Here is a 20,432-nt window from a genome sequence, read left to right on the forward strand (position 1 = left end):
GTAAAGGAGCGAAGCATATGGCGGAAGTAAGTGCTTTATGGATGCGAAGGGATTTACGGTTAACAGATAACCGGGCAATGCATGAAATGCAGCGATGGGTGGAAGCAGAGGAAGGCAGGCGGTGGTTCCTGGTTTTTCATCTTGATCCGGACTTTTATGAGTATTCATGTCCTCATCATGATTATTTTTTTCAAAATCTAGAAAAATTTCGCAAAGAATGCGATGATCAACATATACAATTATATTTTCTGCATGGTTCAGCAGATGAGGCTTTCATCTACTTAAAAGAAAAGGTGCCGGCGCTGACTCATCTATTCTTTAATGAAGACGAAACGCCGCGGGCCGCCCAAAGGGACGAGCAGGTATTAAAAGAAATGGAGCAGCGGAGCGTCGAAACACATGCTTATAAAGATGCTCATTTTCATCGCTCCGATGAAGTGAAGAAAAAAGATGGCGGGCTCTATTCCGTCTACACTCCTTATTATCGTACCTGGCGTCAGCTTGAAAAGGAACAGCCGTATGAATGCAGACTGGACAAGATAATCAGCCAGCAGGCCGAATTGGAGCTGCCGCAGAAGGATGCTTATCAAAAGCTTTCCTCTTATTTGAACAATAGCGGGACGACATGGGAGCGTACTGCGGAGGAAGACGGGCGGCAACGGCTGGAGACATTTGTGGAGGAAATTGCCCCGGAGTATCATGAAACAAATAATGCCCTCTCCCGCGATGGAACGAGTCGGCTGTCTGCCTACTTAAAAACTGGGCGGCTGTCAGTGCGTACGATTTATCAGGCCCTTTCAGAGCAGCTTGAAGAAGGAAATCCTGGGGCTGAAGCCTTTGTAGGCGAACTTGCCTGGAGAGATTATTATAATATGATTCACGCTACGCGTCCTGAGCTGAAAAATAAAGAGCTGAAAGAGGCGTATAGGAACCTGCCGTGGGAGTACGATGAAAAAAGACTGCAGACGTGGAAGGATGGCCGTACCGGCTACCCGATTGTAGATGCCTGTATGCGGCAGTTAAATGAAATAGGCTGGATGCATAACCGTGGAAGGATGATCGCTGCCTCTTTTTTAACGAAGGATTATTTGATCGACTGGAGAGAAGGAGAAAGGTATTTTGCTGACAGGCTGATTGATTATGACCCTTCTTCCAATGCCGGTGGGTGGCAGTGGGCTGCGTCTACTGGCACAGATGCAGTCCCGTACTTCCGCGTCTTTTCTCCAGTGAGGCAGAGCGAACGTTTTGATCCGCAGGGCGACTATATTCGTGAATATGTGCCGGAGCTTCAGTCCGTCCCAAAAAAATATATTCATACTCCGTGGAAAATGAATGAACAGCAGCAAAAGGAGTATGGCTGTATCGTCGGCCAGGATTACCCGGCACCCGATGTAGACCACGCGGTACAGCGAAAGAAAGCAATCGAAATGTTTAAAGGAGAGTAAGCCATGGACATTCGCCGAATAAAAAAATCAGAAATCGATCAGAGTCTGGATCTGGCCCAATATGCTTTTCAAATTCATTTAACAGAAGAACAGCGCCGGGAAAGGCGGCGGACTATCGTTCCCCAGGATAACTGGGTCGCGGTCGAACGGGGAAAGGTGCTATCCAAGGTGGCTATTTTCCCCACGGTCATTTACCTTGGGGAGGTTAAAATGCCAATGGGGGGCATTTCCGGTGTGGCAACATGGCCGGAAAAGCGCCGGGGCAGCCTGGTGCGTTCATTACTGAAAGAAGCGCTGGTGGATTTAAGAGACCGGGGTGTACCTATCTCTATGCTTTATCCTTTTTCGACTTCCTTTTACCGGAAATTCGGCTGGGAGGTGTTCTGTGATACCAAGCATTGGACAGTGACGAAAAACCAGCTTCCGGAAACCGGAGAGCCTGAAGGGGGCAGCATCCGCAGAATCTATCAGCAGGACTGGCAGATTCTCGACTATATCTATCAGAAGTGGGCAAAACAGTATGCCGGCATGATTGCGCGTTCTGAGCAGTGGTGGAAAAACCGGACACTTCAGCGTAAAAAAGGGAACGCTGCTGTGTACACTGATGGAAATGGCTTTGACAGCGGATACGTGCTGTATGAGGTAAAAGAGCAGCAGCTGACTGTGCATGAATTTGTGGCCTGGCATGAGGATGCGCGCAGAGAATTGTGGCGGTTTCTGGCGAATCACGATTCCATGATTGAGACTGCTAAAATTTCTCCGGCTATTGATGACCCGAGCCGTTATATGCTGCCGGAGCCGAAGATTGAAGAAACGAGAAAAAGCTACTTCATGGCCCGAATCGTCGATGTATATCCATTTTTGCACCAGTACCCGTTGGACCTGCCGCCCGAGGAGGCTCTGGTCCTGCATGTGGAGGATGATTTCTGTGATTGGAACAATACGAGCTGGCAGCTGTATAAATCGAAAGAGGGCCGGATGGAAATTAAAGAAGTTCTCTCGAGCCATACTGGTATAGAACTGACCATCAACACATTGACCGCCCTTGTCATGGGGTATATTACCGTGCGGGAGGCTGAGCGCATGTCGCTTGTAAAAGGAAGCAAACAGCAGCTGGATCTGCTTGACCGTGTGCTTCCGGGATTCACTCCGTTTATGTATGATTTTTTCTGATACAAAAAAGCAGGCCCTTTAATGATGAAGGCCTGCTTCTTTTTGATGAATGTTATTGGAGGTGCTTGTAAGCTCTGCTGACGAAACGGCCGGCCGCCTCGTAATGATCACGAGCATATAGGTCATAATAGTGAAAATGATGCTGATTGTCAGCGCGTGAATAAGCACCGATGTTAAGTGAGGGGCCCCGAAAATGAGCGCGATACCTGCGCCTGCCTGAACAAGTATCAATGCGAATGCCATCACACTCATAGCAGCAAGAGACGTATAGGCTCTGAATCGTTTCAGCGTCCAAATCATCAGAACTGCTACGACTAGCATGAGGGCGACAGCAGCGCCGCGATGGATCCATCCGGCCATCTCCGATCCGCCGGAGTGCTTCACGTAAGCTCCGGTATAGATAACAGCGTAGGAATAAACGATAGTAGCGATCAGGTAATTACGGTAGCCTTTCGTTACTTTTGGCTGCAGCGAAGGCTTTTCGTTATCCTCAAATGCCAGTATCGTGAGCATGATAACCGTGGCAAGCGAGATGGCACTGATACCGAAATGAAGCGCGAGCACAAGACTCGAGTTGCCCCAGATGACAGCGCCGGCTCCCATTAATCCCTGAAAGATAATAAACAGTACAGCCATCAGCGCCATGAATTTTGTTTCCCGTAAATGGGAAAGCTTCACGGACGACCAGATAGCAAGAATAATAACAAAAAGTCCCATCAGTCCCGACCAGAGCCGGTGGCTGTATTCAATGATAGTGGCGACGGCAGGGTTGGAAGGTACTACTTCCCCGAAACAAAGCGGCCAGGTGGCACCGCACCCTTCACCAGACCCTGTGTTGGTCACCAGAGCTCCCTGCAGCAGTACAATGAGCATGCCAATAGAAGTAATGGCGCCGAATGTGCGTAGTCCCCAATGCAAAATAAGTCACTCCTTCAATATAAATGCAATTAAAAGCTTCACGTTTTTCTTACATAATTAATCGTAGATTTCCAGCCTGGAAAAGTCAATTTTTAATCCTGGTCCGCCCATGAACAAATATTGAAATGTGAAAAATCTGTGAAAGCAGGAGGGACAGAAAAAAACGTTCACTGGATTGTTAATTCAGAGTTCTGCAAAAAGCTGCGTGATTTAGTATAATATAACCGCCACCAGAGAATAGGAGGAATATACGTGTCGCAATTAAAAGCCGAAGAACAGAAGCAGACTAATCGTACGCATACGTGGATCGTGATTCTGCTCAGTGTGATTATTAACGGGCTTGTAACAATTTTGATTTTTGTAGAAGGCGGCGGACAGACATTTAACGGTTTCGATCTGACCATTCTGCCAATGATGAATGCAATATTTAACAGCTTTACCACCGTGTTTTTACTCGGGGCTTTATACTTTATTTTACGGAAAAATATCAAGATGCACCGCCGGTTCATATACGGTGCTTTTACAACAACGACCCTTTTTCTCGTAACATATCTGGCATACCACAGCCTTGCTTCGAGTACGTCCTACGGCGGAGAAGGGATCATTCAGTATGTGTATTATTTTATTTTGATCTCTCACATTATTTTGGCAGCATTGATCGTGCCGCTTTCAATTTATACTTTTTTAAAGGGCTTTACGTATCAGGTGCAGAAGCACCGTAAAATTGCACGGTGGACGATGCCGCTGTGGCTGTATGTAAGTATTACCGGCGTAGTGGTTTATTTCATGATTGCCCCTTATTATTAGGAAAAAGGAAAGCCGCGCGATGGCTTTCCTTTTTTTATACTTTGAAATTTAATTTGATGAGCCCTGCTTCCCGTGCAGAAGTAAAAGCAATAACTGCGAGCGGACCGACAATAAAGCCTACGACACCGAGCAGCGTAAGCCCGAGGTACAGGCTGATTAAGGTGGCGAGCGGCGAAAGTCCGATATGGTGCCCCATTACTTTTGGTTCGACAGTACGGCGAATAATGAGCAGTACGATACCAAGCGCCAGCAGCTGTGTGCCAAGGACAAGGTCGCCGCTGATATACATATAGATAGACCATGGTGCAAGAATGGCGATGGAGCCAATAATCGGAATAAAATCAATAGCCCATATAATCAGACTCATCACAATTGCCACTTCGGGAGTGAAAATCATTAATCCGATAAATGTAACGGCCAGTATAATCAGGCTGACCAAAAATTGGGCTTTAAAGAAGCCTAGAATTACTTCAGCGAGCCGGCTCGTCATAAATTGAAATTTTTCAGTAGTTTCAGGCTTTAAAAAGGAATAGAATTTATCCGTCAGTCTCGGAAGGTCAATCATAAACAAATAAAGAGCGATCAAATACACTAAAAACATGATCAAGTAGCCGGGAATGGAAGCGATGATTGCCGTCGCCTGGTTCAGAAGGTCGCCGCTTGCGATATTTTCCTGGAGGCCGGTAAGCATCTCGGCAATCCGGTTATTGATCTGGTCAATAGTATCCTGCGGAAGGTTCCACTGCTCGTAGCGGTTGTTCAGCCCGGTTTGAATATTTTCTACGGTTTCTACAAGATTGCCGATATATGTAGGAAGGTTTTTGGAAAACGCCACCACCTGAGTGATTACCTGCGTAATCAACAAATACCCGAGTAGAATTAATAGTAAAAGAAAAGCCGAGAAGACGATCATAACTGAAAACGGCCGTTTAATTTTAAGAGAACGCATGGCGAGACGCACAGCCGGAGAAAGGGCCAGGGCGGTCAGCCACGCAAGAATAATTGGACCCGAAACAGGTAGAATAAAGTAAAGAGCGACAAGGGCAAGAACGATGCCAATAAATCGGAAGATATTTTTTTTTGTCAGCAGGGCGGTCACAGGGAAACTCCTTTCATCAAAATGAAGCAGTATGTACGTACTTTATTCATTATAATGTATTTAAACGGATAGTAGTACTAAATTAACGAACGATGGGTCAGGAGCGGGAGGTCTGTTTTAAATAAAAGGTACCGTCTGCCTTTGCGATGAGCTGGTTTTCTTCATCATAAACGGCGGCTTCGGCATAGGAGATCCGGTGGCCAACGGTGACCGGAGATGCTTTGCAGGTGAGCTTTCCGCCGGTACCGGCGGAGATGAATTGTACATGAATATCGATTGTTAAAATATTACCGGGTACAGGAGAGAGCTCCGAAAGAAGCACCCCCATGGAATTATCCATAATCGTCGTCAGTACGCCGCCGTGAACGATGCCGTGCGTATTGTGCAGTCCGGGGTGGACTGGGATCTGGGCGCAGAGCGTCTCTTCATCCTCCCAGTAGGTGGAAGTGTGCATTAAATGCTCCACACCGCTTCTGGCCTCTGAAGCGTCCCAGTCGTAAAGCAGCCTGAGGTAATGCTTAGTCAGCTCCTTAGCTTCGGGGGATCCGTTTGTCAGAATATTTTCAAGCATTTCCTGCTCTGTCAGCTGGGGTGATTGTTTTTCGGTCATGTTTGTCATCCTCTCGGTAGTGCGCTTCTATGTATATTGTAGCAATAAGACAAAAAGCGAACAAATATGACGATTCGTTCTTCATAGAATGAGGCGATCCGTGATAAGATGAAAGCGGAGGTGAATGTATGTCTGTAATAGAAGCATCGACGTCTGTAGATATCCTCGAGCAATCGGAACAGTTAGGACACATGGTTGTAGAGTCTGATATATACATTGAATATAAGGAAGCCAAAAAAGCGATGAAGGACGATCCGGATGCCCAGGAAAAAATTAATAATTTTTTAAGCTGGAAGGATCAGTACGAAGAAGTACAGCGTTTCGGAGCATATCACCCGGATTATAAGACAACCGCTAAACAGGTGAGGGTTGTAAAGCGGGAAATGGATATGCATGAGACAGTTATCCGCTATCGCCAGGCTGAAAAAGCGCTTGATAATTTACTGACCGAGATATCCACACTGGTAGCAGAATCTGTATCATCTTCCATCAAAGTGCCGACGGGCAATCCGTTTTATGATAACCAGTCATGCGGCTGTTCGACTGGGGGAAGCTGCGGCTGCTCCTGATAAACATAAAACCTCCTCTTTTAGGGTATACCTCCTTTAAAGAGGAGGTTTTTGCTATGTTTAAAGGTGTGTTTGAAGCCCAGACCGTAGTACCCGCGTCGAAAGAAGAAGTCTGGAACTACTTTCAGGACCCGGTGCAGCTTGAAGAAATGACGCAGTTTCCGGAAGTTGAGGTGGAATCCTCCGGAAAAACAGAAGAAGGGGCTGAGATCCGGCTGTATCTTTATTTTGGAATATGGAAAACGGTATGGGATTCGGTTATTACTTACGTGGATGCGCCGAACGCGTTTCAGGATGAAGGGAAAAAATTACCCTTTCCGTTCACGGCATGGAGGCATACTCATACTTTCCAGGATCTCGGACCGCTCACGGGGGTTCATGATTACATCGAATTTGAGTCGGTGGTACCGGCCTGGATGGTAAAATGCTTTTTAAGCGGGATGTTTAAAAGTCGTAAAGCCTTTGTAGTAAATCAGTTCAGTCCGGAAAATAAAAGAAGGTCCGCTTTCGATTAAAAAGCGGACCTTCTTTTAATCCGATTGAAATTCGCGGTGGACCATAACCAGAATAGCCCGCCGTGTAATGAGTCCCACAAAAGCACCTTCATCATCTTCAATACATACAAATGGATGATTAATGGAAAGCGTCAATGCCTTTCCGAAGTTATCATCCACGTTCATTTTCGGAACCTTTTCCGACATGACCGATTCCACGGTATGCTCATGAAGCTTATCCATTTCGATTCGCTCTGTGCCGAGAATCGTATCAAGTACCTGGGCTTTGCTGATCTGGCCCTGGACACGGTAGTGCGTATCTAACACCGGAACTGCGGTGTACCCAGATTTAATTAATATTAAAAGCGCATGGTCGAGGGGGTTGGCTGCCTGCACATGGGCTACTTTTTCGTGGCCGATAATCAGTTCAGCTATTTCCTGATCCATAATATTCGTGTTTTTTAACTCATGAAGCACTGTCATCACATACTTTCATTGATTTCTCACTAAAGCAATAAAACGATAGCTACAACGCAGAAATATAAAGACAAGTTGAATAATAAAAGGATTTCAAGTTTTCGTCAAGTTCCAAAAAACGTAATTAACGGTGATCTGAGTGATTTTAGGCAGACCAAAGACAGCTGTTGATTCAAATCGACTCAACAGCTGTCTTTTGGAAGAAAATGGATTCAGCCTTTGCGCATATTGAAGGCTGCGTTCAGCTGGCCGCGCAGCATTCTCTCCCGCAGCTCTTTGTTTTTCATTTTCTTTTGCTCCATGCGGCGGATTTCAAATGTCTGCATGCCGTCTTCCATTTTTTCTGCAATATCGAGGAGTCGCTCTACATCCAAAAAAGAATATTTCCTGGTGCCGCCGGAGGTGCGGTCAGGGTAAATCAGTTTACGCTCTTCATAGTAACGAATTTTTCTTTCGGAAAGTCCGGTTAATTCGCTCATAACTCCAATCGTAATTACTTTTTTATCTTTGTATGACGACATAGTTTGCTCCCCTTTTCATCTCTTTTGTAAGCTAATATACCATAATAACTTTTTCGTGTATGTTTATTTGTTAGATTACCTTACATATGAGAGAATTAAAGTTGGGAAATCAATGCTTGAACCCATAAAAAAGAGGGAAATAATAGATCAACGACTATAGCTTATCAATTGAAAGTAATTGCTATGGATTACGAGTATAAAAAGGACTACGGGTTCTTTTACATAAGAATCGGGCCAAACGGGCTTTAACCATTTATATTACTGATTGTTGACGGATAGAACATGTGATAATCTATTAATTGTGAAATTTTTGAACAATTCACATCACAATAACAAAGCAGGCAATATACACGAATAATATTATACAAAGACTGGAAATAACGACAGGAGTGACGGGAAAATGAAAGTAGCTAAATTTGGAGGAAGTTCCCTGGCAAGTGCAGAGCAGATTAAAAAGGTGGCAGACATTGTAGCGACCGATGAAGACCGCAGGGTGGTAGTAGTCTCTGCCCCGGGCAAACGAAATAGTGAAGATACAAAAGTGACAGACCTGTTAATTTCCCTTGCGGAAGCCTGCCTGAAGAATTCCGGCGTGGAAGAGGCCAAAAACAGAGTACTGGAACGCTTCCGGAGTATTACAGCCGAGCTGAATTTATCAGATGACATTATTGCGACCATTGAAAGTGATATTGAAGCCCGGATTCAGTTCACGAAAAGTAACGAAGGGCGTTTTGTGGACCAAATGAAAGCCGGTGGTGAGGATAATAACGCCAAAGTAGTGGCAAGGTATCTTCAAAGTATCGGTACCGTTGCCGAGTATGTTAATCCAAACGATGCCGGCCTGTTTGTAAGCGACACTCCTGGGAATGCCCAGGTGCTAAACGAGTCCTACGACCACATTTATAAGCTGCGTGAACGCGATGGAGTGGTAGTATTTCCGGGATTCTTCGGCTATTCGAAGGAAGGGGACCTCGTTACGTTCTCCCGGGGAGGTTCAGATATTACCGGCTCCATTCTGGCTGCTGGGGTGCAGGCTGACCTTTACGAAAACTTCACAGATGTGGACTCGGTATTTGCGGCTAACCCGACGGTAGTGGACAGTCCGTGTGCAATTAAGCGTATGACTTATCGTGAGATGCGGGAGCTTTCCTATGCAGGGTTCGCTGTATTCCATGACGAAGCGCTCATTCCGGCTTTTCGCAAAAAGATTCCGGTATGTGTGAAAAACACGAATAATCCGCGGGGAAGCGGCACGATGATCATTTCTGAACGGGAATATTCATTGAACCCAATTATCGGCATTGCGGCAGATAAAGGATTTGAAACTATCTATGTGCGCAAATACTTAATGAACCGGGAAGTAGGCTTTGGCCGCCGTCTGCTTGCGATTATTGAAGACGAAGGGGTTTCGTACGAGCACATGCCGTCAGGAATCGATGACACTTCCATCATTATCGAGGAAGGACAGATGTCCAAGGAAAAAGAAGAGCGTATCATTGAGCGGATCATGAAGGAACTGGATGCAGACGATGCCTATATTGAAAAAGGCTACGCGATGATTATGCTTGTTGGTGAGGGCATGCATGAGACAGTGGGTGTAGCTGCCCGTGCGACCCGGGCCTTCTCTGAAAAAGGTATTAACATCGAAATGATCAACCAGGGCTCATCCGAAGTGTCACTCAGTTTCGGGATTGCTGAAGAGCATGTTGATGAAGCCATCCGTGGCTTATATGAAGAATTTTTCAGCACAAAAGAAGTGCTGCAGTAAAAATAAAGAGGGCGGCCCTGGGGCTGCCCTCTTTTGTGTATAAAAAGCTAATCCTTTTGTTTTTCTTTTAGAAGCTGCTTAATATCGCTCAGCTCGCTCTCCATATGATCAAGCTGCTTCTGCAGCTTGTCTTCGCTTTCTTCAGCTTCCGCCTTTTCGACGTTACTGACAATGACGCCCACAAACAGGTTGAACACCACAAACGTTCCGACGAGCACAAAGGAGACAAAATAAATCCAGCTTAATGGATTGGTTTCAGCGATCGGCCGCATGACGGCGCTTGCCCATGACTCGAGGGTTACGACCTGAAACAGGGTCAGTAAGGACTGAAATATGTCCCCAAAATATTCAGGGGCCGTGTCGCGGTAAAGCATAGTGCCAATTACTGCGTACACGTAGAAAATGATGCTCATCAGAATCATAATGTTTCCTAGCGAAGGGATGGTGCGGAGCAAAGCATCCACGAGCCGCCGCAGAGAAGGAACAACGGTGATAGCCCGGAGGACCCGGAGAACCCGGAGAACCCGGAGCACGGTAATGAAAGCCGAGCCGGCAAAGATGTGCCCGGCTGCTACGATGAAGAAATCAAACCAGTTCCAGGGAGACTTAAAAAAATGATAGGAGGGAAAAACACCTAAAAACCGGATGATAACCTCGATGGTAAAAAGCCAGAGAAGTATGTAATTTAACAAAGAAAACGTGTTTTCATAGCGGCTGTACAGGGTTTCGGAGGTTTCAAGCCCTACCAGCAGCGCATTAAATAAAATCAGTGTCGTTACAACAGCAGTGAAAACCGGCTGATCCAAAATGACAGCTAAACGCTGCCGAAAACGGGTAAAGGTAGATATCTCGCTCATGGGTGGACTCCTTTAAAAAGATGTGAACCGTTTTGATTGTACAGAAAAAAGCAGACAAAGAAAAGAAAACAGCTGTGTGAGGAGGAATTATATGAATCCGGATGTCATTATTATCGGTGCCGGCCTTGCCGGATGGAGCGCGAACCGGGAGCTGGAAAAGCACGGACTGCGCACCGCGGTTGTAGAAAAAAGCAGAGGACTTGGCGGCAGAATGGCTACACGAAGATTGAACGACGGCCGGGCGGATCACGGGGCCCAGTTTTTCACTGCGAGAAGTCAATCGATGAAACAGACGGCAAAGGAATGGGAAGCGGCCGGGTACATACGCAATTGGAGCAATGGATTTATTCAGCTCGAAAGCCTTGATCAAAAGCAGCATTTTCAGGGAGACGGTCATCCGAGATACGTTGGCCGCGCCGGGATGGCCCCGCTGATGAAAAATTTATGGAAGGGAAAAACGATAGAGAAGGAAACAAAAATTACGGCAGTCATGCCGGGAGAGGAAGGCTGGCAGCTTCGAACAGATACTGATCAAATGAAAACGCGGGCTGTCCTGTTAACCGCCCCTGTGCCGCAGTCCCTCGAGATGCTGCAAAACGTTCCCGGAGAGCGCAGGTGGGAAGAGGACCTTTCCTCCGTCCGCTACGACCCGTGCTTATCTGTAATGATCGAATATGAAGGGGAAAGTCCTCTTAAGGAGCCAGGAGGCATCCAGACGAAAGATCCGAGAATTCAGTTTGTCGGCTGTAATTACCAGAAGGGCATTTCCGATTCCTGCGTTCTTACCGTACACGCAGAAGGTGACTGGTCAAGGGAGCACTGGGACGACAGCGGTGAAGCTTTTGCCGAAGAGCTGTGCCGGATTGCCGGGCCTCTCCTTGATCGCAAAAAAGTGAGAAAGCTTCACCCGAAGCGCTGGCGCTACGCGAAGCCGGTGCATATGTATCCGGACCGTTCAAGAAGCTATGATTCGCCGTATCCACTTGCGTTTGCAGGAGACGCATTTGGCGAAGGAAAAGTGGAGGGTGCTGTTTTAAGCGGAAAGGATGCGGCGGGCAAAATTATTTCGCTGCTTCAATAAAAAGCAGGAACCGGGGCCCGGTTCCTGCTTTTCTGTCGTCAATCTCCAATGGAGCCGGAGCGTTTGGAAGCTTCCTTCATGGCTTCTAAAAAATGCTTCTGGACTCTGTGTTTTTCAAGATGGGTGAAAGCTGCTTCAGTCACTCCATTTGGACTCAATACTTCCTGATACAGTTCATGCGGTTTTTTGTCAGAATCGAGGTAGCGAAAGGCCGCCCCTTCCATGGTTTGGGCGATGATACTTTTTGCTTCCTCTGGTTCGAAGCCTGATTCAGCCGCCATTTCCTCCATCGCTTCCAGGAAATAATAAAAATAGGCAGGGCCGCTTCCGGCAATTGCAGTGAAGCCGTCGATATCCTGCTCGGAAATTGTGTGCACACTCCCGACTACCTTAAACAGCGATTCTGCAAGATCAAGATCCTCGTCAGTGGCATAGGTGCCTGCACATATAGCTGTTGTCGAGGCACCGACGTGGGCAGAAGTGTTTGGCATCGAACGGACTACCGGCACATCCTGTCCGGCGAAGGATTCAAGATCGCTTAAAGAAATACCGGCCAGGACGCTGATCAAAAGCTTATCTTTAGTCATTTCGCCTGCAAATGACTGAACGACCGCTTCGGCATCCTTTGGTTTGACGGCGAGAACGACGATATCAGCTGCTTTCACTGCTTCCTGGTTATTGGTTTTTACCTGAATGCCGTACTGCTCCTTCAGTCGTTCCTGCTTATCTGCAGACGATTTCACCGTTCCGAGCACGTTTGCCGGTTTGACCAGCTCATGGCGCAGCAGGCCTGAAAATATAGCCTCTGCCATCGAGCCGGAGCCGATAAATGCAATGGTTTTCTGCTGTAGGTTTGTTTTTGTCATCATTTGATCTGCCCATCTCCGTGAATTAGATATTTGTAGGAAGTGATCGCCTTTAATCCCATTGGTCCGCGGGCATGCAGCTTCTGGGTGCTCACTCCGATTTCTGCGCCAAAGCCGAATTCGAATCCATCGGTAAAGCGGGTGGAGGCGTTGTGATAAAGAGCCGCTGCATCGATCTGTTGGAAAAACTTCTGCTTATTTTCCGCAGATTCGGTGACAATGGCTTCAGAGTGGTACGTGGTAAACGTATTAATATGCTCAATGGCTTCTTCTGTGTCCTGTACCGTTTTCACTGCAACGATCATATCCAGGTATTCGGTGTTCCAATCCTCGTCGGCTGCAGGCTCCACATCGCCATGCAGCTTTTGTACCGGAGCATCCCCGCGTATAGTAACTCCGTGGGCAAACAGAGCATGCACCAGGGATTCGCCGTGGGTCTCAAGCCAGGACTGGTGCACAAGGATAGTTTCAGCTGCATTACAGACAGAAGGGCGCTGCGTTTTGGCATTGACGGCAATCTGTACTGCCTTGTCGGCTTCGGCGGTTTCGTCAATAAAAATGTGGCAGTTGCCGACGCCGGTTTCAAGCACTGGGACGGTGGACTGATTCACTACGGTTTTAATTAAATTGGCCCCGCCGCGTGGTATTAATACATCCAGGAAATCATTCATCTGAAACATTGTCGTGGCAGCTTCCCTTGAAGTATCAGAGGCGAGCTGCACCGCTTCTTTCGGAAGGGAGGTTTTTGCCAGAGCCTCCCATATGGCGTCCATGACCGCCTGATTTGACTGAAAAGCGGAAGAGCTGCCGCGTAAAAGAACGCCGTTGCCTGTTTTTAAAGCAAGAGCGGCTGCGTCAGCTGTCACATTCGGGCGGGCTTCGTAAATCATGCCGATCACGCCGAGCGGAACCCGGATATTTTCCAATTTCAGGCCGTTCGGCCGGGTCCAGGATTCAATGGTTTCACCGATAGGATCTTCAAGAGACGCGATCTGCCGGCAGCCGTCAGCCATGCCTGCGATGCGTCCCGAGTCGAGCGTTAGGCGGTCAAGGAGGGCGGAGGATAATCCGTTTTTCCTTCCTGCTTCAAGGTCCTGGGCATTCGCTTCCAGAATAAAAGATTCTCTCGTTTCAAGTTCGTCGGCGATAAGTGCAAGTGCCTTGTTTTTTTCTTCGGTAGAAGCAGAAGCGACACGCTTTGACGCTTTTTTCGCTGCTTCTCCCTGCACCCGCATCTGGGTGCTGATTTGTGTTTGTTCCATATTTATCTCTCCCTTACAGTAGTAATCCAGTTATCCCGGTGGATGACTTCTGATTTTGACGTTAATGTAAATGAGGCGGCTTCAGCCGAGGATTTCCCTTTAACGGCGTGAAGCTCCTTGGCACTCATGTTCACCTGCCCGCGCCCGAGCAGCTGGTCCTTCTGGTCATACACATCGACAACATTCCCGGCGGAAAAGTGGCCCTGCACATCGACGATGCCGGCAGGAAGGAGGCTTTTCCCGGAACGGAGCAGCGCCTTTGCTGCGCCTTCATCAACCACTACGGCGCCGGCAGTAACGGAGTGGAGGCCAATCCATTGTTTTTTATTGTTCACCACATCGCCGCCGGGCACGCCTATATAGGTGCCGTCCCCTTTGCCGCTGAGGACGTCTTCAAGTCGGTGTCCGCTGCCGAGCCTGCCGACAAAAACCCGGGTGCCGAGGCGGATGGCTGTGCCGGCTGCTTTTAGCTTGGACCGCATACCGCCGGTGCCGACAGAGGAGTTTGATTCTCCGGCCTGCTCCATCAGGTCGCTCGTGATGGACGGGATAAAGTGATATTTTTTGGCTTCCGGATCTTCGTTTGGGTTCTTGTCGTAAATACCGTTGATATCTGTTAATATCAGCAGTGTATCTGCGTGTACAAGTCCGGCTACAAGTGCCGACAGCATGTCATTATCCCCGAACGTAAGTTCATCGACAGCGATGGAGTCGTTTTCGTTAATAATGGGAAGCACCTGGCGGTGAAGGAGCTCGGTAATGGTGGAATGGGCATTCTGGTACTGGCTGTGATTGGCGAAATTTTCCCGGGTTAAAAGCAGCTGACCGCAGGCAATATTCACTCTGCTGAATTCTTCGTTGTACGCCTGCATCAGCTGGCTCTGGCCAACGGCAGCAGCTGCCTGTTTGCCGGCAGTCGTAACTGGGCGGGATGGATAGCCTAGATCGTAAAAGCCGGCAGCTACTGCCCCGGAGCTGATCAAAATAACTTCATTTCCTGCCTGTCGCAGCCGGATGATTTCATCCGCGTACTGCTTCAGCTGTTCCCTGCTTAAGCTCCCCTGCTGATTCGTTAAAGAGCTGCTCCCGATTTTCACAACGACCCGTTCTTTTTTCATTGGAACCACCTGTCTTATTCGTTCTGAATGCATATAAAAAACCCCTTCGCCTGTAAAAGGACGAAAGAGTTATCCGCGGTACCACCTTTAGTTGAAAAGACTGTGTCTTTTCCGCTCATGTCCATTAACGCAGGACCGCGTCCTAAAGGAAGCTCACGGACAGGTTCAGTCAAAGCGGATTCCGGCATAGCTTTCAGCTCAGGGCTATGCTCTCTGTCGGTGCTTTGTCCTACTATTTCCGTTTCACAGCTTTTGTACTATTCAGCTTATTTGTGATTACTATTATGTGAAGTGCCGGGTAGTTTGTCAAGTTTTAATACGTCTGGGAGGAAGATTAGTTGAAAACAATTATACTAACAGGAGCAAGCAGCGGTATTGGCAGAAAAACAGCAGAAAAGCTCGTGCAGAACGGAGAGAAGGTAATAGGTATAGGAAGAAACACGCAGAAGCTGCAGGCGGCTGCTGCAGAGTGGAAGGACTGGCCTGGGGAATTTGTAGCCTGGACGATGGATGTGAAAGAGGCGGCAAACGCTGCAGAAGAAATGAAAAAAATCACCGATATGCATGGCAGCCCGGACGTACTCATCAATAACGCCGGTACAGGAAAGTTTGGTGAACTGGAGCAGCTTAGCCTATCGGACTGGGAGCAGATGATAGATACAAATGTAAAAGGAAACATCGCCATTACGCAGGCGCTGCTTCCTGATTTAAAACAGATGGCAGGACATATCGTTTTCACGGGATCAACCGCAGGCATTATCGGCACGCCGAAAGCCACCGTTTACGCCGCAAGCAAGCGTGCTGTGCTTGGATTCGCCGAAGCGCTGCGCCTGGAAACGGCCGGAACCGGTGTGAGGATTTCCGTATTAAATACCGGTCCCGTAAAAACGGAGTTTCATGACCGCGCAGATCCGAGCGGGAGGTATAAGCGTTCAGTCGAGCAGATAGCCCTGTCGCCCGAAAAAGTGGCCGAAAAGCTGGTTAAGCAGCTCGAGCAGCCGAAGCGTACGGTGTTTATGCTCCGGTGGATGAAGGTCCTAAGTATGCTGTATCAGCTGTGGCCGTCAGCAGTGGAAAAAATCGGCCGCAGGCAGTTTCACCGCAAATGATTACCGCTGTCGTTCAAGAGCGGCAAACGACTGGCCGCTGATTGATTCAAATACATGAATCCCGCTCATAGTAACGGCCATCGTACTGGCGCCCGGAAAAATGGAATCTCCGCAGAACCAAACGTTTTCAAGCGGGGACCGGTGGGACAAGGGATGAAAAAACACGTTTTTTCTCGTCTGCGGGAATCCGCCAACCATGCCGCGGGGACGTTTGGTATAGCGTTCCCAGGCGTGCGGGGCTCCGGGAAGGACCCGCTCCGGCTGGACAGGCAGGCCGGCTTCCTGGATTTTTTCTGTAAGCGCCGTGGTAACTGCTGACTTTCTTTCTTCATATAACGACAAATCCTCCCAGTATTCGGGCGGGGTGTGAGTGGATACGGTAAATGTACGTTCACCTTCAGGGGCCCGGACGCGGTCGTCCGGTGCCGATAATGAATAAAACAGATGGCTTGAAATGCCGGGAAGCTTCTGGTCCCAGAGCAGCTGGTGAAATAACGCTTCTGGCGGTTCTGACGGCTCACAGACGCCGTATATGGAAAAGGTGCTCCAGATCGGCGTTTCCGATTTGGTCTGCCAGCGGCGGGTGAATTGTTTCCGCTCTTCAGGCTGAAACAGCGGGAGCGCGGCCTGTACAGGAATGTTTAACACCAGGTGATCAGCGCTTGTCTTCCGGTCCTGGTGGTCAATAACTGTCCATGTGCCGTCATCATTTCTTTCTACAGCCTGGATGCGGCGGCGTTTTTGCATAGAAGCCCCGTGACGCTCACCTGCTTCTTTTAACTGTTCGGCCATACGGTAGAGCCCGCCGTATACATAGGAAGCGCCCTGATGGTATAAATCGAGGGCGTACAATCCAAGCAGGGCAGGAGCGTGGCGGCTGCTTGTCTGCAGGCTGTCCAGGAGCTGCCCGTCAATATACTGGTGCACCTCGGTGTCCTGCAGACCATAGTACCGCAGCACGTCTTCGGTGGAGGCGGCAAGCCAGCGGACAGCGCCGAGGATGCCGGGCCTGAGCGCCTGCACAGAACGAATGAAATCAGCGGGCTTTTGCATTGGGAGGACTGGAAGGTGATGGATCAGCTTACGCAGCTCCTCCCCAATACGGAAAATATAGCGGTATAGCGAACGGATGCTGTCTGCTGAGGAAGGAAACAACCGGCAGAGAGTATCGATATGCTTTTCCCGCGAAGAGTAGAGAGGGAGAGTAAATGAAGGAGCGTGCACCTGCATAATGGTTTCAAGACGCTCGTGTTTTGGGACTGGCTCCCCGAGATAGGTGAAAACCCGGTGATGAAGCCCGTCCGGCTGCTGCAGACCGAGGCCGAGAGTAGCGCCGACAGGGAACAGGTACGGCTTGTGCGTGAACTTGCCGGCGCACCCGCCCCATTCATTGGAAGCTTCAAATAAAGTGACGTCATAACGGTGACGGGCGAGCAGAGCAGCCGTTGTAAGCCCGCCGAAGCCTCCGCCAATAACAATGACAGATGGTCGATTCATGTTACTCCTCCTAGACAGCATTGCCCTTTTTTCTTTTGACATGCTAGACTTAACGAAAATCACGCGAAAGGATGTGCTTTCATGCATCAGCCGAGAATTGGTGTAGCCGTTTGGATTAAATCTGTCAAACAGGCGAGACAGCTGAGAAAGTACGGATTAGTGCACTACGTTTCAAAACAAATGAAATACGCAGTAATATATGTGGATCAGGAAAATGTCGATACAGCTATGAGCCAAATCGGGAATCTTGGTTTTGTGGAAAGAGTGGAACGTTCGGAAAAACCATTTATTCCGCTAGAATACCACAAGGTCGAAAAAGAAAGCCAACCGCAGGATGACAGCATTGGAATATAAATAAGGCTCCTTTTATTGTCCGTGGGGAGACGCTGTTTTATAATAAGGGAGGCAGAAAGAAGGGACCTCTCTTATGGTAAGATGGAGAAAAAATTTATATATATTAATGGCAGCCCAATTTTTTGTAATGGCAGCCATGACGATGATCGTTCCGTTCCTGCCGCTGTATCTGCAGGAGCTTGGAGTCACAGACCCTGGGCAGATAAGTATCTGGTCAGGTGTTATTTTTGGCGTCAATTTTTTAACGGCATTTTTATTTGCCCCGCTCTGGGGTAAAATTGCAGACAGACAGGGCCGTAAGCTGATGGTGCTCCGGTCCGGATTCGGGATGGCAATAGTAATGGTACTGATGGGATTTGCCACCGGTCCATGGAGTTTGTTTTTCCTGAGAATGCTAAACGGGACCATCAGCGGCTTTATCCCTGCTTCGATTGCGCTCGTGTCTACAAACACACCGAAGGAGTATGCAGGGCGTGCGCTCGGCATGCTGCAGTCGGGCACTGTGGCAGGAACGATCTGCGGTCCGCTGATCGGCGGCCTTTTGGCAGACGCCTTTGGCTTCCGGGCTATATTTAACATTACCGGACTCGGCATCGCCGTGGCGGCGGTTGCTGTTTTGTTTTTAGTGAAGGAAGATTTCGAGAAACCTGAGCAGGCTGAGAAAACGAAAACGAGTGATGATTTCAAAAGGATTGCAGGCGTGCAGCCTATGATCCCTCTGTATACCGTTATTTTTCTTGTGCAGTTCGCACTGATCGGAGTCAATCCGCTCATTTCCGTATTTGTTGGTGAACTGAGCGGCAGAGAGGAAAATGCTTTTTACGCTGGTCTGGCTGTGGCTTCCCTGGGAGTAGCGAACATGCTTGCTTCGCCAAAGCTTGGTAAACTCAGTGATACGAAAGGGGCGCAATATGTGCTGTTCGGTTCGTTAATCGGTGCAGTGCTCCTTTCCATACCGCAGGCGTTTGTAACAAACCTTTGGCAGCTGATTGCTGCACGTTTTTTTGTTGGTCTGTGTCTTGGCGGTCTTCTGCCGGCGGCTAACACGTTAATCCGCCAGCTGTCCCCCCAGGGGATGGAAAGCAGAGCCTACGGCTTTTCCAACAGTTTTTTGTTTCTGGGAAATATGCTTGGACCGGCCGCCGGAGGGCTGGTCAGCGCCGCTCTTGGTATGCGAGGTTTATTTTTAATCAGTGCCGCCATATTGGGTGCTGCTGTATTTGTTATGTACAAAAAGGTGATTCCAAAGCTGGCGCAGCGCACAGAATCATAGAGTGAGGCGAAACGTATGAGAGTGATAGCAGGAGAGCTTAAAGGGCGGAGGCTGAAAGCGGTGCCCGGGCAGGGCACACGGCCGACATCCGATAAAGTGAAAGAGGCATTGTTTCATAAGCTGGGCCCTTTTTTTACTGAGCAGGAAACGGTCCTTGATTTGTTTGCCGGCACCGGAAACCTCGGAATTGAGGCGCTCAGCAGAGGGTGCGGTTCAGCTGTTTTTGTCGACAAAGCCCAGAGCGCGGTTACGGCCGTCCGGGCTAATATTGACGCGCTCGCACTGGGCGGCCGCGCGGAGGTTTACCGTTCGGAAGCCTCTAAAGCACTGGATCGTCTTGAGAGCCGGGGACGGCAATTTGATCTGATTTTTTTTGATCCTCCTTATGCAGAAGAAAAAGCAGGGCAGCTGGTGGAAAAAATACTGGACTGCTCTGTGTTAAAAGAAGATGGAATGCTTATATGGGAGCACGCCGCAGCAAAATCAGCAGCGTTTGACGAACGTCTGTCTGTATATGCAGAAAAAAATTACGGAGATACCACACTGACAATATTACAGCTGGCAGGAGGCGCTAAAAATGGCGAATAAAGCAATTTATCCAGGAAGCTTTGATCCGGTTACGAACGGACATCTGGACATCATCGAACGGGCGTACAATGTATTTGACCATGTGGTGGTGGCAGTACTGCATAACCGGAAAAAAGAACCGTTCTTTTCCATTGATCAGCGGGTGAAGCTGATAGAAGAATCAGTCAAGCATATGCCCGGAGTGGAAGTGGATGCTTTTCACGGGCTTCTAGTGGATTATGTAAAAGAAATAAAAGCTGATACGATCGTAAGGGGACTCCGGGCGGTTTCTGATTTTGAATATGAAATGCAGGCAGCGTCAATAAACAGAAAACTCGAACCCGGCGTGGAAACGTTTTTTATGATGACAAATCACCAGTACTCTTATCTGAGCTCGAGTATTGTTAAAGAAGTAGCGGAATACGGAGCGGACGTATCCGGACTTGTGCCTGCGCACGTAGAAGACGCGCTTAGAGAACAGTTTGAGAAGAAAAACCGGGGATAAAAGTGCGATTCATTGTAATTCCCATTCAGTCCTTCGTGTGATGAAGAATAATTGTTTATAAA

At 48.4% G+C, this 20,432-nt stretch carries 22 protein-coding genes and 1 other annotated feature; of the genes, 12 read left to right on the forward strand and 10 right to left on the reverse strand.

The genetic code is table 11. The features are described 5' to 3' along the window. The first annotated feature begins 17 nt into the window (after positions 1–17). Together Q0757_RS01835 and Q0757_RS01840 are read left to right on the forward strand one after the other, a co-directional pair. Entirely contained in the window at positions 18–1,445 is a 1,428-nt protein-coding gene (locus tag Q0757_RS01835) for a deoxyribodipyrimidine photo-lyase (protein WP_298784137.1), read from the forward strand. A 3-nt stretch (positions 1,446–1,448) separates the two neighbouring features. After that, positions 1,449–2,618 carry an enhanced intracellular survival protein Eis gene (locus Q0757_RS01840; protein ID WP_298784139.1) on the forward strand — a complete coding sequence of 390 codons (1,170 nt, stop codon included), beginning with the start codon at positions 1,449–1,451 and terminating at the stop codon, positions 2,616–2,618. 18 nt (positions 2,619–2,636) lie between these two features. Here the strand turns inward: Q0757_RS01840 and Q0757_RS01845 are convergent, their stop codons facing one another. Beyond that, positions 2,637–3,536 (reverse strand): heme A synthase, encoded by a 900-nt coding sequence (locus Q0757_RS01845; RefSeq protein WP_298784141.1) that lies wholly within the window; start codon positions 3,534–3,536, stop codon positions 2,637–2,639. Positions 3,537–3,788: 252 nt separating this feature from the next. Here Q0757_RS01845 and Q0757_RS01850 point away from each other — a divergent pair, with 252 nt between their 5' ends. Then, positions 3,789–4,343 (forward strand): DUF420 domain-containing protein, encoded by a 555-nt coding sequence (locus tag Q0757_RS01850; protein ID WP_298784143.1) that lies wholly within the window; start codon positions 3,789–3,791, stop codon positions 4,341–4,343. Between the two features lie 34 nt (positions 4,344–4,377). On the opposite strand, the gene ytvI is transcribed toward Q0757_RS01850, so the two are convergent. Both ytvI and Q0757_RS01860 read right to left on the reverse strand, forming a co-directional pair. Beyond that, positions 4,378–5,442, reverse strand: coding sequence for a sporulation integral membrane protein YtvI (gene ytvI, locus Q0757_RS01855; protein WP_298784144.1), 1,065 nt, complete (start codon positions 5,440–5,442; stop codon positions 4,378–4,380). A gap of 97 nt (positions 5,443–5,539) precedes the next feature. After that, complete coding sequence (locus Q0757_RS01860) at positions 5,540–6,052, reverse strand: PaaI family thioesterase (RefSeq protein ID WP_298784147.1); 513 nt, start codon at positions 6,050–6,052, stop codon at positions 5,540–5,542. 128 nt (positions 6,053–6,180) lie between these two features. Here Q0757_RS01860 and Q0757_RS01865 point away from each other — a divergent pair, with 128 nt between their 5' ends. Next, positions 6,181–6,621: a YlbF family regulator gene (locus Q0757_RS01865; RefSeq protein ID WP_298784150.1), complete on the forward strand. Its 441-nt coding sequence runs from the start codon at positions 6,181–6,183 to the stop codon at positions 6,619–6,621. A gap of 56 nt (positions 6,622–6,677) precedes the next feature. Continuing rightward, positions 6,678–7,136: an SRPBCC family protein gene (locus tag Q0757_RS01870; RefSeq protein WP_298784152.1), complete on the forward strand. Its 459-nt coding sequence runs from the start codon at positions 6,678–6,680 to the stop codon at positions 7,134–7,136. 15 nt (positions 7,137–7,151) lie between these two features. On the opposite strand, the gene cbpB is transcribed toward Q0757_RS01870, so the two are convergent. Both cbpB and Q0757_RS01880 read right to left on the reverse strand, forming a co-directional pair. Then, the gene (gene cbpB, locus Q0757_RS01875) at positions 7,152–7,562 is read right to left on the reverse strand and encodes a cyclic-di-AMP-binding protein CbpB (RefSeq protein ID WP_298784154.1); all 411 of its coding nucleotides are present in this window, start codon (positions 7,560–7,562) and stop codon (positions 7,152–7,154) included. 242 nt (positions 7,563–7,804) lie between these two features. Further along, a complete protein-coding gene (locus Q0757_RS01880; protein WP_022792668.1) occupies positions 7,805–8,113 on the reverse strand; it encodes a MerR family transcriptional regulator in 309 nt (102 codons plus the stop codon). Positions 8,114–8,513: 400 nt separating this feature from the next. Between Q0757_RS01880 and Q0757_RS01885 the strand changes: the two genes are divergently transcribed. Next, a complete protein-coding gene (locus tag Q0757_RS01885; RefSeq protein WP_298784159.1) occupies positions 8,514–9,881 on the forward strand; it encodes an aspartate kinase in 1,368 nt (455 codons plus the stop codon). Between the two features lie 47 nt (positions 9,882–9,928). Here the strand turns inward: Q0757_RS01885 and Q0757_RS01890 are convergent, their stop codons facing one another. Continuing rightward, positions 9,929–10,738 carry an ion transporter gene (locus Q0757_RS01890; RefSeq protein WP_298784160.1) on the reverse strand — a complete coding sequence of 270 codons (810 nt, stop codon included), beginning with the start codon at positions 10,736–10,738 and terminating at the stop codon, positions 9,929–9,931. 91 nt (positions 10,739–10,829) lie between these two features. On the opposite strand from Q0757_RS01890, the gene Q0757_RS01895 reads away from it, so the two are divergent. Next, positions 10,830–11,819: an NAD(P)/FAD-dependent oxidoreductase gene (locus Q0757_RS01895; protein ID WP_298784161.1), complete on the forward strand. Its 990-nt coding sequence runs from the start codon at positions 10,830–10,832 to the stop codon at positions 11,817–11,819. 38 nt (positions 11,820–11,857) lie between these two features. Here the strand turns inward: Q0757_RS01895 and proC are convergent, their stop codons facing one another. The 3 genes from proC to proB are packed head-to-tail and all read right to left on the reverse strand — an operon-like array spanning position 11,858 to position 15,065. Further along, entirely contained in the window at positions 11,858–12,688 is an 831-nt protein-coding gene (proC, locus tag Q0757_RS01900) for a pyrroline-5-carboxylate reductase (RefSeq protein WP_298784162.1), read from the reverse strand. Further along, complete coding sequence (locus Q0757_RS01905; RefSeq protein ID WP_298784163.1) at positions 12,685–13,947, reverse strand: glutamate-5-semialdehyde dehydrogenase; 1,263 nt, start codon at positions 13,945–13,947, stop codon at positions 12,685–12,687. The genes proC and Q0757_RS01905 overlap by 4 nt, the downstream gene beginning before the upstream one ends. Before the next feature lie 2 nt (positions 13,948–13,949). Continuing rightward, positions 13,950–15,065, reverse strand: a complete 1,116-nt coding sequence (gene proB / locus Q0757_RS01910; RefSeq protein WP_298784498.1) for a glutamate 5-kinase — start codon at positions 15,063–15,065, stop codon at positions 13,950–13,952. A 53-nt stretch (positions 15,066–15,118) separates the two neighbouring features. Further along, positions 15,119–15,321 (reverse strand) — a binding site (T-box leader). An 82-nt stretch (positions 15,322–15,403) separates the two neighbouring features. Here proB and Q0757_RS01915 point away from each other — a divergent pair. Then, positions 15,404–16,174, forward strand: coding sequence for an SDR family oxidoreductase (locus tag Q0757_RS01915; RefSeq protein WP_298784164.1), 771 nt, complete (start codon positions 15,404–15,406; stop codon positions 16,172–16,174). Here the strand turns inward: Q0757_RS01915 and Q0757_RS01920 are convergent, their stop codons facing one another. Then, positions 16,175–17,671 (reverse strand): NAD(P)/FAD-dependent oxidoreductase, encoded by a 1,497-nt coding sequence (locus Q0757_RS01920; protein ID WP_298784165.1) that lies wholly within the window; start codon positions 17,669–17,671, stop codon positions 16,175–16,177. It lies immediately after the preceding gene. Positions 17,672–17,752: 81 nt separating this feature from the next. On the opposite strand from Q0757_RS01920, the gene Q0757_RS01925 reads away from it, so the two are divergent. The 4 genes from Q0757_RS01925 (at position 17,753) to coaD (ending at position 20,370) form a co-directional block, all read left to right on the forward strand. Continuing rightward, positions 17,753–18,025, forward strand: coding sequence for a YlbG family protein (locus Q0757_RS01925; RefSeq protein ID WP_091610181.1), 273 nt, complete (start codon positions 17,753–17,755; stop codon positions 18,023–18,025). A 73-nt stretch (positions 18,026–18,098) separates the two neighbouring features. Beyond that, complete coding sequence (locus Q0757_RS01930; protein ID WP_298784166.1) at positions 18,099–19,298, forward strand: MFS transporter; 1,200 nt, start codon at positions 18,099–18,101, stop codon at positions 19,296–19,298. Between the two features lie 15 nt (positions 19,299–19,313). Continuing rightward, positions 19,314–19,886, forward strand: a complete 573-nt coding sequence (gene rsmD / locus Q0757_RS01935; protein WP_298784167.1) for a 16S rRNA (guanine(966)-N(2))-methyltransferase RsmD — start codon at positions 19,314–19,316, stop codon at positions 19,884–19,886. Next, positions 19,876–20,370, forward strand: coding sequence for a pantetheine-phosphate adenylyltransferase (coaD, locus tag Q0757_RS01940; protein ID WP_298784168.1), 495 nt, complete (start codon positions 19,876–19,878; stop codon positions 20,368–20,370). Before rsmD ends, coaD begins: the two co-directional genes overlap by 11 nt. Positions 20,371–20,432 lie beyond the last annotated feature (62 nt).

Origin of the sequence: uncultured Marinococcus sp., from assembly GCF_947493875.1 — a bacterium.
Lineage (GTDB): Bacteria > Bacillota > Bacilli > Bacillales > Marinococcaceae > Marinococcus.